This is a genomic window from Lentzea albidocapillata subsp. violacea (assembly GCF_900100275.1).
Taxonomy (GTDB): Bacteria; Actinomycetota; Actinomycetes; order Mycobacteriales; family Pseudonocardiaceae; genus Lentzea; species Lentzea violacea.
In genome coordinates, this window is record NZ_FNET01000006.1 from 173,764 (window position 1) to 187,897 (window position 14,134).

The 14,134-nt window shown below is 68.0% G+C and carries 15 protein-coding genes; 7 read left to right on the plus strand and 8 right to left on the minus strand.

Translation table 11 applies throughout. The annotated features are described in order from the left end of the window. A complete protein-coding gene (locus BLR21_RS16030; protein WP_090006629.1) occupies positions 1-945 on the plus strand; it encodes a D-alanine--D-alanine ligase family protein in 945 nt (314 codons plus the stop codon). Positions 946-1,033: 88 nt separating this feature from the next. On the opposite strand, the gene BLR21_RS16035 is transcribed toward BLR21_RS16030, so the two are convergent. The 3 genes from BLR21_RS16035 to rsmG all read right to left on the minus strand — a co-directional run bounded on the left by BLR21_RS16035 (position 1,034) and on the right by rsmG (position 3,614). After that, entirely contained in the window at positions 1,034-2,002 is a 969-nt protein-coding gene (locus BLR21_RS16035; protein WP_090006630.1) for a ParB/RepB/Spo0J family partition protein, read from the minus strand. Next, entirely contained in the window at positions 1,999-2,874 is an 876-nt protein-coding gene (locus tag BLR21_RS16040; RefSeq protein WP_090006631.1) for a ParA family protein, read from the minus strand. Before BLR21_RS16040 ends, BLR21_RS16035 begins: the two co-directional genes overlap by 4 nt. A gap of 92 nt (positions 2,875-2,966) precedes the next feature. Beyond that, on the minus strand, positions 2,967-3,614 hold the full coding sequence (gene rsmG / locus BLR21_RS16045) for a 16S rRNA (guanine(527)-N(7))-methyltransferase RsmG (protein ID WP_090006632.1): 648 nt from the start codon (positions 3,612-3,614) through the stop codon (positions 2,967-2,969). Positions 3,615-3,839: 225 nt separating this feature from the next. On the opposite strand from rsmG, the gene BLR21_RS44680 reads away from it, so the two are divergent. Further along, positions 3,840-4,256, plus strand: coding sequence for a protein-tyrosine phosphatase family protein (locus BLR21_RS44680; protein WP_090006633.1), 417 nt, complete (start codon positions 3,840-3,842; stop codon positions 4,254-4,256). Positions 4,257-5,067: 811 nt separating this feature from the next. On the opposite strand, the gene BLR21_RS16055 is transcribed toward BLR21_RS44680, so the two are convergent. The 5 genes from BLR21_RS16055 to rpmH are packed head-to-tail and all read right to left on the minus strand — an operon-like array spanning position 5,068 to position 7,461. Then, on the minus strand, positions 5,068-5,631 hold the full coding sequence (locus BLR21_RS16055; RefSeq protein WP_176929655.1) for a Jag family protein: 564 nt from the start codon (positions 5,629-5,631) through the stop codon (positions 5,068-5,070). Positions 5,632-5,661: 30 nt separating this feature from the next. Further along, positions 5,662-6,690 (minus strand): membrane protein insertase YidC, encoded by a 1,029-nt coding sequence (gene yidC, locus BLR21_RS16060; RefSeq protein WP_030480222.1) that lies wholly within the window; start codon positions 6,688-6,690, stop codon positions 5,662-5,664. A 5-nt stretch (positions 6,691-6,695) separates the two neighbouring features. Beyond that, on the minus strand, positions 6,696-6,953 hold the full coding sequence (gene yidD, locus BLR21_RS16065) for a membrane protein insertion efficiency factor YidD (RefSeq protein ID WP_030480223.1): 258 nt from the start codon (positions 6,951-6,953) through the stop codon (positions 6,696-6,698). Next, positions 6,950-7,291 carry a ribonuclease P protein component gene (gene rnpA / locus BLR21_RS16070; RefSeq protein WP_090006634.1) on the minus strand — a complete coding sequence of 114 codons (342 nt, stop codon included), beginning with the start codon at positions 7,289-7,291 and terminating at the stop codon, positions 6,950-6,952. The genes yidD and rnpA overlap by 4 nt, the downstream gene beginning before the upstream one ends. Before the next feature lie 26 nt (positions 7,292-7,317). After that, positions 7,318-7,461: a 50S ribosomal protein L34 gene (gene rpmH / locus BLR21_RS16075; protein WP_030465619.1), complete on the minus strand. Its 144-nt coding sequence runs from the start codon at positions 7,459-7,461 to the stop codon at positions 7,318-7,320. 346 nt (positions 7,462-7,807) lie between these two features. Here rpmH and dnaA point away from each other — a divergent pair, with 346 nt between their 5' ends. The 5 genes from dnaA (at position 7,808) to BLR21_RS16100 (ending at position 13,976) form a co-directional block, all read left to right on the plus strand. Beyond that, positions 7,808-9,388: a chromosomal replication initiator protein DnaA gene (dnaA, locus tag BLR21_RS16080; RefSeq protein WP_090006635.1), complete on the plus strand. Its 1,581-nt coding sequence runs from the start codon at positions 7,808-7,810 to the stop codon at positions 9,386-9,388. A 741-nt stretch (positions 9,389-10,129) separates the two neighbouring features. Continuing rightward, on the plus strand, positions 10,130-11,254 hold the full coding sequence (gene dnaN, locus BLR21_RS16085) for a DNA polymerase III subunit beta (protein ID WP_090006636.1): 1,125 nt from the start codon (positions 10,130-10,132) through the stop codon (positions 11,252-11,254). 43 nt (positions 11,255-11,297) lie between these two features. Beyond that, positions 11,298-12,212, plus strand: coding sequence for a phosphogluconate dehydrogenase (NAD(+)-dependent, decarboxylating) (gene gnd / locus BLR21_RS16090; RefSeq protein WP_256334713.1), 915 nt, complete (start codon positions 11,298-11,300; stop codon positions 12,210-12,212). A gap of 5 nt (positions 12,213-12,217) precedes the next feature. Continuing rightward, on the plus strand, positions 12,218-13,324 hold the full coding sequence (recF, locus tag BLR21_RS16095; RefSeq protein WP_090006638.1) for a DNA replication/repair protein RecF: 1,107 nt from the start codon (positions 12,218-12,220) through the stop codon (positions 13,322-13,324). Positions 13,325-13,442: 118 nt separating this feature from the next. After that, positions 13,443-13,976, plus strand: coding sequence for a DciA family protein (locus BLR21_RS16100; RefSeq protein ID WP_090006639.1), 534 nt, complete (start codon positions 13,443-13,445; stop codon positions 13,974-13,976). Positions 13,977-14,134: the final 158 nt, after the last annotated feature.

Below are 14,134 nucleotides of genomic sequence, written 5' to 3' on the forward strand. Positions count from 1 at the left end.
GTGGCTGACCGCATGGTCGCTGTGCTGTCCGGTGGGCTTTCCCACGAACGTGAAGTCTCGATCCGCTCCGGCCGCCGGCTGTCGGCCGCCCTGCGGTCCGTGGGCGTGACGGTGGAGGAGTGGGACGCCGACTCGTCGTTGCTGACGCGGTTGCAGGAGGGCCGCCCGGACGCCGTCGTCGTCGCGCTGCACGGTGGCGAGGGCGAGAACGGGTCGGTGCAGGCGATCCTCGAGATGTTCGGCGTGCCGTACGTGGGCACGGACTCGCGGGCGTGCCGCCGTGCGTGGGACAAGCCGACCGCGAAGGCCGAGCTCGCCCGTGCCGGGCTGGCGACGCCGGAGTGGGTGGTCCTGCCGCACGCGACGTTCCGGGAGCTGGGTGCCAAGCCGGTGCTCGACGCGATGGTCTCGACGCTGGGGCTGCCGTTGATGCTGAAGCCGGACCAGGGTGGCTCGGCGCTGGGCGCCCAGGTCGTCCGTGACGCCGCGGAGCTGCCGCCGGCGATGGTCGGCTGCCTGGCGTACGGCGACACCGTGCTGGCCGAGCAGTTCATCTCCGGGGTGGAGGTGGCGGTGGCCGTCGTCGACGGCCCGGAGGGTCCCTACGCGCTACCGGCCGTCGAGATCGTTCCGGAGAGCGGGGTCTACGACTACACCGCTCGGTACACCGCAGGGCTCACCGACTTCCACGCGCCGGCTCGGTTGGACACTGCTTCCGCCAAGGCGGTCGGGGAGCTCGCGGTGGCGGCGCACCGGCTGCTCGGGCTGCGGGACGTGTCGCGGACCGACGCCATCGTGGCGGAGGACGGGACCGTCTACTTCCTTGAAGTGAACGTGTCGCCGGGGCTGACCGAGACGTCGCTCCTGCCGATGGCCGTCGAGGCGGCGGGGCAGTCGTTGGGCGATATCTACGCCGGTTTGATCGAGCGCGCTGTCGCTCGTTGATCTCTCTTCGTAGGTGACACCCCGTATCCGATTGGATGCGGGGCGTCATCGTCACCGTGACATAAGGCCCGTGGGTGATCCTATGGGCCTACTCCGATGTCCGAATTGTCGTTTCTGGGCTCATCATGCCGATGATCCTTTGAAGATCGTCAACTGACCCGAATTCGACCACGATCCGGCCTTTTCGCTGACCGAGTTCGACCTTCACTCGGGTGTCGAAGTTGTCGGAGAGGCGCTCGGCGAGCTCCTGCAGACCGGGCGCGTGCAGCTGCTTGCGCGGGGCGGCCTTCTCCTTCTTGGGCTTCTCGTTCTTGGCGACAGTCACCGCTTCTTCGGTCGCGCGGACCGACATGCCCTCGGCGATGATCCGTGCCGCGAGGTCCTCCTGCGCTCCCGCGTCGTCCAGACCGAGAAGCGCCCGCGCGTGCCCGGCGCTCAGCACGCCCGCCGCGACCCGCCGCTGAACGGGGAGGGGGAGCTTCAGCAGCCGGATGGTGTTCGTGACGACGGGGCGGCTGCGACCGATGCGGTCCGCGAGTTCCTCGTGCGTGACGCCGAACTCCTCCAGCAACTGCTGGTAGGCCGACGCCTCTTCAAGCGGGTTGAGCTGGACGCGGTGGATGTTCTCCAGCAGCGCGTCGCGCAGCATGACGTCGTCGGCGGTCTGCCGGACGATGGCCGGGATCGTCCTGAGCCCGGCCTGCTGCGTCGCCCGCCACCGGCGCTCGCCCATGACGAGCTCGAAGGTGTCCGCGGTCAGCTCGCGGACCACGATCGGCTGCATGAGCCCGAACTCCTTGATGGAGAACGAGAGCTCGTCGATCGCATCCTGGTCGAACACCTGGCGCGGCTGCTTGGCGTTGGTCCTGATCGCCGTAACCGCGATCTCGCGGTAGATGGCGCCCGCGACCTCACCGGCAGGCTGCTGAGCCAGGGTCTTGGTGGACCCGTTGCCGGCCACCGCGGACCGGATCGTGCTCGGCGCACCGGCCGGCGGACCCTGGGGGATGAGTGCGGCCAGACCGCGCCCGAGTCCGCCCTTGCGCTGTTCCGTCATGCGCCCTCCTCCTTGGCCCCGCGGATCGCGATCTCCTTGGCGGCGTCGAGGTAACTCATCGACCCGCGCGAGCCCGGGTCGTACGTCAACACCGTCTGCCCGAATCCTGGTGCCTCGGAGACCTTCACGCTGCGCGGAATCACCGTCCGGAGGGCGACGTCGCCGAAGTGGCCGCGGACCTCACTGGTCACCTGGTCCGCGAGCTTCGTGCGTCCGTCGTACATCGTGAGGAGGATCGTGGAGATCGCGAGGTCGGGGTTGAGGTGCTGCTGCACGAGCTCGATGTTGCGGATCAGCTGACTCAGCCCCTCCAGCGCGTAGTACTCGCACTGAATGGGGATCAGCACCTCCTGCGCCGCGACCATCGCGTTGACGGTCAGCAGACCGAGGCTCGGCGGGCAGTCGATGAAGACGTAGTCCGGCTGCAGCTGGTCGAGCGCCTCGGCGGAGAGCGCCTCCTTGAGCCGCGACTCGCGCGCCACCATGGAGACGAGCTCGATCTCGGCACCCGCGAGGTCGATCGTCGCGGGCACGCAGAAGAGGTTCGGCGACGTCGGGCTGACCTGAGCCGCCTCGGCGATGGAGATCTCGCCGAGCAGCACCTCGTAGACGGACGGCGTGCCGCTGCGGTGCTCGACGGAGAGCGCCGTACTGGCGTTGCCCTGAGGGTCGAGGTCGATCACGAGCGTCTTGAGCCCGTGAATGGCGAGCGCGGCAGCGAGGTTCACCGTGCTCGTCGTCTTGCCGACGCCACCCTTCTGGTTGGCGACGGTCATCACCCGGCGATGTGTCGGGCGGGGGAGCAGTGACTCGTCGGGGTGCAGCACGCTTGCCGCACGAGCCGCCTCTTCTGCAATCGGGGTCCACACCACGGCGCTGTCATCTCCGTTGTTGGTCGGCTTGGCTTTGGGTTGGGAGGGCGTTTCACGTGGAACATCGGCCGCGTGAAACTCCGGGTACACGCTCAACGATCCCTCCGCTGCTGGCGCTCCACGATGAGCACCGTCGTCGGCACCTCAAGTACATCCGCTCCCACGACGACGACATGTGCGTTGGCGCCCCCAGCTTTGAGCACCGCCTCGCCGTCGCGTTCGAGCTCCTCCTGCGCACGCTCGCCCTTGAGCGCAACCATCCGCCCACCGCCCCGGAGAAGCGGAAGGCACCACCTCGTCAGCTTCTCCAGCGGAGCCACCGCCCGCGCCGTCGCGGCGTCGCAGTTCAACAACTGCTTGCGGATGGGCCCTTCCTCCGCACGTCCCCGGAGGACCGTCACGTTGTCGAGCTGGAGCCGTTCCTTCACTTCCTCGAGCCACGCGATGCGGCGCGCCATGGGCTCGAGAAGCGTGATCCTCAGGTCCGGCCGCGCGATGGCGAGCGGCACCCCCGGCAGTCCGGCGCCAGAGCCCACGTCGACGACACGTTCGTTGGGCTGGAACAGCTCCTCGATCACGGCCGAGTTCAGCACGTGCCGATCCCAAATCTTCTCGACTTCACGAGGACCGATAAGTCCGCGCTCCACGCCGTGCTCCTCCAGGAGCCTGACGAACTCGGCGGCACGCTCAACGTGCTCACCGAAGACGAGCTTCGCGCTGTCGGGCAACTCCCCGGCCATGTTCTCCGTCCGCGTTTCACGTGAAACCACGCGGCGCGGTGTTCCAGCAGCCGGTGGAAGAGCTGGCGAATGCCAGGGCACCATCATGACGGATCGACCGTGTGCGGCGCCAAATCCTGAGCGCCGTTTCACGTGAAACTTGGGGGAAAGTTGCGTCCTTTGCTCTACACCGTTGCTCGGCGCGGTCCCGGCACCGTTTCGACGATGAGTCATCCGGCCGGTGGCATGTATCTGGAAGGCAAGGTTCGGGGGCTGCGACGGGTTGGGGTTGATGTGCTCGTGTCGGCTCAGACCGACAGCGAACGGGTCGAGTGCGATCTCGATGATGAGGAGGTGGTGGTCGCCGCCGGCCTGCGGTACGCGTGCTTCCCGATCGAGGATCGCGGGGTGCCGGACGTGGAGTCGGCGGTCGCTGCGGTTCAGCCGCTCCATGCGCTGTACCGGCGTGGGGCGCATGTGGTGTTTCACTGCTGGGCCGGGGTCGGGCGGTCGTCGTTGTTGGCTGGGTTGTTGGGGATGGATGGGGTTTCGCCTAGGGAGGCTTGGGGGTGGATTTCGGCGGCTCGGGGGGTGGTGGCGCCGGACACGGCTGAGCAGGGGGAGTGGTTGGCTGCTTGGTGGGATGGGCGCGAGTCTCGCTGATCGCGGGTCGGGGTGGGTGCGCTCAGCCTGTCTGCGTGGTGGGTGTTTCACGTGGAACACGTAGAGGGTGCTGGGCGGGTGGGGTCGGCTTGCGTTGGCGTGTCACCTGCCGTGCGGGCGGTCGCCTTGTGTGGGCGGGCGGGTTGGGACCGTGCGGGTCGGCTTGCGTTGGGGTGTCGCGTTCCAGCGGGGTGGTCGCCTGCCGTGCGAGTAGTCGCCTTGCGTGGGTGGCTGGGCGGGCAGTACCGGGTCGGTGCCGGTCATCGCCGCTGCGCGTCGATAGCGATTGGGGCTTGACCTTGAGCCTCTGGCGGGATGCTTGACGGCCGGAAAAGGCCGGGCTGAAAAGCGCCCGGCCGTGCCCATGAGGGGAGCATCCCGCCCACTCAAGGTCAAGCCCCAATCGCCGGGGTTGGTTGCGTCATTACCGCTTGACCGGCAGGGAGAGGTCCACACGCCTCGGCTCCGCCATCGCCTTGGGTGGTTAGGGGTGGCTCGGCTCCGCCGTTGCCCTTCGCGTGCGGAGGGACGCCTCGGCTTCGCCGTTGCGTTGGGCGGCAGGGAGGCTTGGCTCCGCCATCGCCTCGTGTCGACATGTCGTCACCGGATGCGGCGCCCAACTTCGCGCTTCCGTTGTGACGGACGGACCCTCGATCGTTTGCGTGGTGGACGCTGGGTGGGACTGTTCGTGCCCGGTCGGGACGGAGCTCTTCTTGGCTTCTCGCTTCGGTGCGGTGCTCGTACCTGGCTGGGACAGCGAACGGCCCCTGGTTCCAGGTGGAACCAAGGGCCGCTGGGGAAGCTGGAGCTGCTAGGGCTTCGGGAAGATGATGACCCGGCGCTGCGGCTCTTCGCCTTCGCTCTCGCTGTGTACGCCTGCGACTGTGGCGACGGCGTCGTGGACCACCTTGCGTTCGAACGGGGTCATGGGGTGCAGGCGGGCGCGTTCGCCTGAGGCGGCCACCTTTTCTGCGGTGGTTTTGCCCATCTCCGCCAGTTCTGCTCGGCGGCCTGCTCGCCACTGGGCGATGTCCAGCATCAGGCGGGAGCGGACTCCCGTTTCCTGCTGGACTGCGAGGCGGGTGAGTTCCTGGAGTGATTCGAGGACGTTGCCTCTGGGGCCCACCAGCTTGGCGAGGTCTTCGCCGCCGTCGATGCTGACGATGGCCCTGCCGCTTTCCACGTCCAGGTCGATGTCGCCGTCGTAGTCCAGCAGGTCCAGCAGGCGCTCGAGGTAGTCGCCTGCGATGTCGCCTTCCTGGACGAGCAGGTCTTCGGTCTTGGTCTGCGACTGCGGCTCGGCCGTGGTCTCGGACTCGGCTGCGGCCTCCGACGACGCCTCCACGTCGTCGGTCGCCTGCAAGGTCTCCGACACGATGTCTCCTCTCCGGGGCAACGCCCGAAATCAGCGGCGCTTCTTGCTGCCCGGCTTCTTGCTGGTGGATCGGCCTGGGGTCAGGCCGGGGATCTCGGTGTTCGCGTTGCCGTTGGTGGCGTCCGTCGAAGCCTTCGGCGCTCCGCTCGGGCCTGCGGTCGGCATGCGCTTGGCGCCGTTGGCCGGCTTGGCTCCGGGGGCGGGCTTCTTCGGGTTGACCGGCTTCGCGCCCGGCTTCGGAGCGAGGGCCTGACGGGTTTCGACGACCGTGGCCTTCTTCTCCTCTTCCTCGGAGTCGATGCGCTTGTAGACGAAGTGCTGCTGGCCGAGGGTCCACGCGTTGTTGGACAGCCAGTACAGCAGGATCGCTACGGGGAAGAAGAAACCACCGGCCAGGACGCCCAGCGGGAAGATCCACAGCGTCAGCTTGTTCATGATGGCCGTCTGCGGGTTGTCCAGCGCGGCCTGGTTCTGACGGGCGACGGAGTGGCGGGCCGTGAAGTGGGTCGCGATGGACGCCACGATCATCAGCGGCACCGACAGCAGGATGACGTTCAGGCGTTCGGTGCCGTACTGGGCCAGCTGGTCACCGGGCATCGTGATGAACGTCGAGAGGTTCGTGCCGAAGAGCTTGGCGTTGACGAACGAGTCGACGCCCTGCTTGTCGAAGAAGTAGACCTCGCCCCAGCCAGGCTTGAACGAGCGCAGCACGTGGAACAGACCGATGAACACCGGGATCTGCACCAGCATCGGCAGGCAGCCGCCGAGCGGGTTGACGCCGTGCTCGGACTGCAGCTTCTGCATCTCCTGCGCCTGGCGCTGCTTGTCGTTCGGGAACTTCTTCTTGATCTTCTGCATCTCCGGCGCGAACTCCTGCATCTTTCGCATGGAGCGCACCTGGCCGACGAACGGCTTGAAGAGGATGGCGCGGAGGGTGAAGACCAGGAAGATGACGGCCAGTGCCCAGGCGAATCCGCTCGACTCACCGAAGACCTTGCCGAACACCCAGTGCCAACACCACAAGATGAAGGACACCGGGTAGTAGATGAAGTTGAGCACGGGAGCTACTCCTCGGTGGATACGTCGGGGACCTGCCGCCTCGGCGGAACGGGGTCCAGGCCTCCAGGGTGCCAGGGTCCGCAGCGCAGCAACCGGCGGATCGTCAGCCAGGTTCCTCGAAGTGCGCCGTGGACTGTCAGGGCTTCCACCGCGTACGCGCTGCAACTCGGGTAGAAGCGGCAGGTCGGCGGCAGCAGCGGCGAGATGAACTTCCGGTAGAAGTGCACCGGCAGCAGCGCGACCTTCGCGGGCAACGTGGTCATCGCAGCACCTTGCGCAGGGCAGAAGAGAAATCGGCGGCGAGTTCGGAACTCGACGCCTCGGCTGCTGGAGCCAACGCCCGGACCACGACAAGAGTTCCCGGCGGCATCTCTGCCAGCGCGGGACGCACCACGTGACGCAGGCGCCGGTACACCCGGTGGCGAACCACCGAGTTGCCCACCGCCTTGCTCACGACGAAGCCCACCTTGGACGAATCCAAGGTGGGCACGTCAGGCTTCAAGACGTGGACGACCAACCGGGGTCGTCCGGCGCGGCGGCCTCGGCGGACCACCAGGCCGAAGTCCTGGCTGCGGGTGAGCCGGGCGGCCGGTGGGAGCACGACGACGCTGCGCTTACCAGCCGCGGTCAGGCGGACAGAGTGGCACGGCCCTTGCTGCGGCGCGCGGCCAGAATGGCGCGGCCGGCGCGGGTCCGCATGCGCAGCCGGAAGCCGTGCGTCTTCGCGCGGCGGCGGTTGTTGGGCTGGAAGGTGCGCTTACCCTTGCTCACGGTCGGTCTCCCGGTGCTTCACTGCTGACAAAAGCCTTGTGGTTGTCCCCGACGGCAGTGGACGTAGGCGCGCGAAAGGCGCCCGTCGCAAACGGGAGACTCGTACGAGGGTACGCATGCCCGGGTGCCGCGACCAAATCGGGGTGGGCCACGCCACGTCTTGTGAGGTGTGCCGGGCCTTGTTACCGTTCGTCCTTCGCGCATGCCGGGTTGGCGTGGGAGCCGCCACCGACCGGCAACACAACGCACCTTTTAGTGCACAGTTGTGGATAACTCTGTGGATACCTCTATTCTCCGTGTCCACGGTGGAGTCTTCGGCTCCGGTGGAGGGGAGGGGAGCGCGGAGGTGTCGAACCAGCAGGTCGATCTTGGTCTCGTGTGGGCCGAGGTGGTGCAGGAACTGGCGACCAGCCACCTGTCCCCCCAGCAACGTGCGTGGATGAGGGTCACCCGTCCTATCGGTCTGCTGGATGGAACGGCACTGCTCGCTGCTCCCAGTGACTTCGCGAAAGAGGCGATCGAACGCGCACTGCGTGACCCGATCACCGCCGCGCTGTCCCGCCGGCTCGGCCGTACCGTCTCCCTGGCGGTGAAGGTCGACTCGCCGGAGCCGGTGAGTCCCGTGAGCCCGCCGACCACGCCGCTCCCGATCCAGCCCGTGACGGCGGTCCAGATCCCGGCCGTTCCCAACGGCGACACGCCCGGCTCCGTGATCACGGAGGACGTGGTCGCCGCCGACGGTGCCGAAGAAGAGGTGGACGAGGCAGGCGACGCGCTCGCCGCCGTCACCGAGATCTGGCCGACCTTCAACACCGCCAACGCGGCGGGCGGCGCGGCGCCGAACGCGAACCTCCCGTACACGAGGCCCGCGAACCCGTCGCCGTCGCAGACCCGGCTGAACGAGAAGTACAACTTCGACACGTTCGTCATCGGCGCCTCGAACCGGTTCGCGCACGCCGCGGCCGTCGCGGTGGCCGAGGCTCCGGCCAGGGCGTACAACCCGCTCTTCATCTGGGGCGAGAGCGGCCTCGGCAAGACGCACCTGCTGCACGCCGTCGGGCACTACGCCCAGCGCCTGTTCCCCGGCATGCGCGTGCGGTACGTGTCGACCGAGGAGTTCACCAACGACTTCATCAACTCGCTGCGTGACGACCGCAAGGTCGCCTTCCAGCGCCGCTACCGGGACATCGACGTTCTCCTCGTCGACGACATCCAGTTCCTGGAGGGCAAGGAAGGTACGCAGGAGGAGTTCTTCCACACGTTCAACACGCTCCACAACACGAACAAGCAGATCGTGGTGTCGAGCGACCGGCCGCCCAAGCGGCTGGAGACGCTGGAAGACCGCCTGCGCACGCGGTTCGAGTGGGGCCTGATCACGGACATCCAGCCGCCAGAGCTGGAGACCCGGATCGCGATCCTCCGCAAGAAGGCGGCCCAGGACCGGCTCGCGGCCCCGGCCGACGTGCTGGAGTTCATCGCCTCTCGCATCGAGCGGAACATCCGCGAGCTCGAAGGCGCGCTCATCCGCGTCACGGCGTTCGCGTCGCTCAACCGCCAGCCCGTCGACATCCAGCTCGCCGAGATCGTGCTGCGCGACCTGATCCCGGACTCGCACGCACCGGAGATCACCGCACCGATGATCATGGCGGTCACCGCCGAGTTCTTCGGGGTCTCGATCGACGACCTGTGCGGCCCCGGCAAGACGAAGGCGCTCGCGCAGGCACGGCAGATCTCCATGTACCTGTGCCGCGAACTGACGGACCTGTCGCTGCCGAAGATCGGCCAGACGTTCGGCGGCCGCGACCACACCACGGTCATGCACGCGGACAAGAAGATCCGCAAGGAGATGGCCGAGCGCCGGCGGATCTACGACCAGGTGCAGGAGCTGACGTCGCGCATCAAGCAGCGCGCCCGCCACACTCCCTGACCCGCCCGGGTGGCAGCCAAGGGGTCCTCCATCGCGGAGGGCCCCTTTTTCGTGCGCGCGAACCGGAGCGGGCAACTGGGGCCCGGCGCCCGGGGACGCGACCAGTGGGGCGCGAGACGAGCACCCAGGGACGACTTCAGCGCAACGATGGGACTGCATCAGTCCGTGCGGCTCCAACCACCACCACGCGCCACACACGTACCCAGGTAGCCGGGGCACGGTCCGCCGCGCGGCGAGGCTTTCGGTTCGCCCCCTGCACTCGAAGGGGTGGGGACAACTGGAAAAGTCTGAGACCCAGGCCACGATCTGGCCACGGAAGCCTGTGCATCACCCGGGTACAACTGGCCCGCACCCGGGGACGCACCCGGGGACAACTGTGGACGATCTGTGGATCGAGACCTGTGCACAACTGGTTGTCCCCGGGTGCGCCGATCTGTCCCCGGGTGCTGTCCCCCCTTAGTCCACATGGTGGGTCACACCTTGACCTGCAGGTTTAAGGGCTGTCCCCACAATCCACAACCCCTACTGTTACTGCTGTTTGATCTCTTCTAGAAAGAACTCAAAAGCAAAACAGCGTGGACAGCTCCCGGGGATCGGTGGCCGAACCCCGAAGTGACGGGAAGGGCCAGGACGCTCTAACGTGGTTGCTCCGCACCTCGGTCAGCCGGGGTCGAGGCTCCCTAACCCCCACTGGCACGTTGTCGTGGTTGGGCTTGTCGACTGTCGAGGAAAGGACGCCTCATGAAGATCCGCGTCGAACGCGACGGCCTGGCCGACGCTGTCGCCTGGGTCGCTCGCAGCCTTCCGTCCCGTCCGCCGGTCCCCGTGCTGGGCGGCGTGCTGCTCGACGCGGAGTCTGACGATTCGCTGACGGTGTCCGGGTTCGACTACGAGGTCTCCGCCCAGGTCGGTGTCCCGGCGACGATCGCCGACGGTGGCCGCGCTCTGGTCTCCGGGCGTCTTCTCGCCGACATCACCAAGGCGCTGCCGAACCACCCCGTCGAGATCGCGGTCGACGGCGCGCGCATGATGATCAGCTGTGGCAGCGCCAGGTTCAGCCTCCCGACGATGCCGGTCGAGGACTACCCGGCCCTGCCGTCGATGCCGCAGTTGATCGGTGAGCTCCCCGGCGAGGTCTTCGGTGAGGCCGTCAGCCAGGTCGCCGTCGCGGCCGGCAAGGACGACACGCTCCCGATGCTGACCGGCGTCCGCGTCGAGATCGGCGAGGGCAAGCTGACCCTCGTCGCCACCGACCGGTTCCGGCTCGCCATGCGGGAGTTCCCGTGGGAGCCGGACGCCACCCTCGGCGAGGTCGCCGTCCTCGTCCCGGCCCGCACTCTCGGCGACGCGGCCAAGACGCTCGGCTCGTCCGGCAGCAAGGTCGAGATGTCGCTCGCGGCCAACGACGGACTGCTCGGTCTGTCCGGCTCCGGCAAGCGGACCACCACCCGCCTGCTCGACGCGGACTTCCCGAAGTACCGCCAGTTGCTGCCCTCCGAGCACAGCGCCGCGGCGATCATCGACATCGACGCGCTGCAGCAGGCGATCAAGCGCGTGTCGCTCGTCGCCGAGCGCGGCACGCAGGTGCGCCTCGAGTTCGTCGACGGTGGTCTGCGGCTGTCCGCCGGTGGTGACGACGAGGGGTCGGCCGAGGAAGAGCTTCCGGTCGAGTACACCGGCGACGCCGTCACCATCGCGTTCAACCCGGGCTACCTGCTCGACGGACTCGGTGCGGTCCGCACGCAGAAAGTCCACCTGTCCTTCACCACACCCAGCCGACCGGCGCTGCTGAAGCCGGTGGACGAGGATGGGAACGTGGCGCCGGGCTACCTGTACCTGCTCATGCCCGTTCGCCTTCCCGGCTGAGAAAACCCTTACCGGGTACCAGAAGAACTTAGGGGAGAACACCGTGCAGCTCGGACTCGTCGGCCTCGGCAAGATGGGTTTCAACATGCGCGAGCGGGTGCGCCGTGCCGGCCACGAGGTGGTCGGCTACGACCGCAACCCCGAGGTCAGCGACTCGGAGTCGTTGGCGGACATGGTGTCCAAGCTCGAAGCGCCACGCGTGGTGTGGGTCATGGTGCCCGCCGGCGACATCACCCGTGACACGGTGAAGGAGCTGTCCGGGCTCCTGTCGCCGGGCGACCTGGTCGTCGACGGCGGCAACTCCAAGTTCACCGACGACCGGGTCCACGCGGACCTGTTGGCGGAGAAGGAGATCGGCTACCTCGACTGCGGCGTGTCCGGCGGTGTGTGGGGCCTCGAGAACGGCTATGCCCTGATGGTCGGCGGCGACGCCGCGCACGTCGAGCAGGCGATGCCGATCTTCGACGCGCTGCGCCCGGAGGGTCCGCGCGAGGAAGGCTTCGCGCACGCGGGCAAGGTCGGCGCCGGCCACTACTCGAAGATGGTCCACAACGGCATCGAGTACGGCCTGATGCAGGCGTACGCCGAGGGCTTCGAGCTGCTCGACAAGACCGACGTCGTGGACAACGTGCCCGCGGTGATCTCGGCCTGGCAGCGCGGAACCGTCGTGCGGTCGTGGCTGCTCGACCTGCTGGTGCGCGCGCTGGAGTCCGACCCGGAGCTCGACGACCTGCGCGGGTACGTCGAGGACTCGGGTGAGGGCCGGTGGACCGTCGAGGAGGGCATCAACAACGCGGTGCCGCTCCCGGTGATCTCCGCCGCGCTCTTCGCACGGTTCCAGTCGCGGCAGGAGGACTCGCCCGCGATGCGTGCCGTCGCCGCGCTGCGCAACCAGTTCGGCGGTCACTCGGTGCACCTCGCCGGACCGTCGTCCGGCGCCGGCAGCACCCAGGGCTAGCGAGAGTGCACGTCAGACACCTCCAGGTCAGCGACTTCCGGTCGTGGGAGCTCGCCGACCTGGAGCTCGAGCGCGGCGCGTCGGTGCTCGTCGGGCGCAACGGCCAGGGCAAGACGAACCTGGTCGAGGCGATCGGGTACGTGGCCACGCTGGGTTCACACCGCGTCTCCAGCGACGCGCCGCTGATCCGGCACGGCGCCCAGCGTGCCGTCGTGCGGACGGCCGTGGTCAACGACGACCGCGAGCTGCTCGTGGAACTGGAGATCACGGCCGGCAAGTCGAACCGGGCACGGATCAACCGGGGTCCGGTGCCGCGTCCGCGTGACGTGCTCGGGATCCTGCGCACCGTGTTGTTCGCACCGGAGGATCTCTCTCTTGTGCGGGGCGATCCGAGCGACCGGCGGCGGTTCCTCGACGAGATGCTCGTGCTGCGCACACCGCGTTATGCCGGTGTCCGCAGTGACTACGACCGTGTGCTGAAGCAGCGCAGCGCGTTGCTGAAGACGGTGAAGCACTCACGGTCGGCGGACCTCTCGACGCTCGACGTCTGGGACGGGCATCTCGCCAAGCACGGCGCGGAGCTGCTGGCGGCGCGGTTGAAGCTGATCCGCGACATGGCGGACCACGTGACCTCGGCGTACGCGGAGGTCGCTCCGGAGTCGCGGCCGGCGCTCATCGCGTACCGGTCGAGCGTCGGCGACCTGCCGGAGGACCGGGAGAGCATCGAGGACCTGCTGCTGGCCGAGCTCGACCGGGTGCGGCGGCAGGAGATCGAACGGGGCGTGTGCCTCGTCGGTCCGCATCGGGACGACCTGGACCTGACACTCGGCGAGCTGCCGGCGAAGGGCTACGCCAGTCACGGAGAGTCATGGTCCTTCGCGCTCGCCCTGCGGCTCGGCGGCTACGAGCTGATGCGTGTCGACGGCATCGAACCGGTGCTCGTGCTGGACGATGTGTTCGCGGAACTCGATCGCGGCCGGCGTCGGCAACTGGCGAAGGTGGCGGCCGCCGCCGAGCAGGTGCTGATCACTGCGGCGGTGGCGGAGGACGTTCCGGACGAGCTGGTCGGTGCCCGGTTCGAGGTCCACGGCGGGGAGGTGCGGCGTGTCTGACTCAGAGGCTGACTCTCGGGGTTCGAAGCCCCCACATGTAGCTCGATCGGGTGTGTCCGCCCACACATCTGGGGACAAGTCTGTGGATGGTGTGGATAACTCGGTCACAAATCCGGACTTGTCCACAGGTTCATTCACACCTGAGGGTGAGCAGCTGAAGGGTTCGGACCTCGCCCGAGCTGCTCTGGAGGCGGCGAAAGCGGCCGCGAAGGCCCGTGGGCGGGTGCCGGGGAGCAAGGCGAAGGGCCGTCCGGTCAACCGTCGCCGGCGTCGCTGGTCGGGTGCGGGCCCGGACGACCGCGACCCCCAGCCGCTCGGGCGGATCGCCTCCAGGATCGCGGCGGACCGCGGCTGGGTCGAGCAGCTCCAGGGTGGCCAGGTCTTCGGTCGGTGGGCCAAACTGGTAGGTGAGGACGTTGCCGAGCACGCGACTCCAATCGCTCTCAGTGACGGGGAACTGACGGTCCAGGCGTCGTCGACGGCGTGGGCCACTCAGCTGCGCCTCCTGCAGCGCGAGCTGATCAAACGGATCGCCGCGGGCGTGGGCAACGGCGTCGTCAAACGGCTCAAGATCAAGGGACCGGACGCTCCCAGCTGGCGACACGGCCCCAGGCACGCGCCTGGGCGTGGTCCGCGTGACACCTACGGGTGAGGTCCTGTCAAGGGCTCAGCGGCGATTCTGTGGCTCAATGAGGGTTCACCAGCGGATTTGAACCCCCTTTTCAGCGGTCCTGACCCGTCTGATGGCGCTTGAGGCGCTCTGTGACCGAATCAAAGGTGTCCTTGGCCCCGTTCTGTCGGGGTGCACCG

Bases quoted from the DNA above. Each gene is read 5' to 3' on its own strand.
- BLR21_RS16035 (WP_090006630.1), bottom strand. From the start codon at position 2,002: ATGACGGAACAGCGCAAGGGCGGACTCGGGCGCGGTCTGGCCGCACTC.
- rsmG (WP_090006632.1), bottom strand. From the start codon at position 3,614: ATGGCCGGGGAGTTGCCCGACAGCGCGAAGCTCGTCTTCGGTGAGCAC.
- BLR21_RS44680 (WP_090006633.1), top strand. From the start codon at position 3,840: ATGTATCTGGAAGGCAAGGTTCGGGGGCTGCGACGGGTTGGGGTTGAT.
- yidD (WP_030480223.1), bottom strand. From the start codon at position 6,953: ATGACCACGTTGCCCGCGAAGGTCGCGCTGCTGCCGGTGCACTTCTAC.
- dnaN (WP_090006636.1), top strand. From the start codon at position 10,130: ATGAAGATCCGCGTCGAACGCGACGGCCTGGCCGACGCTGTCGCCTGG.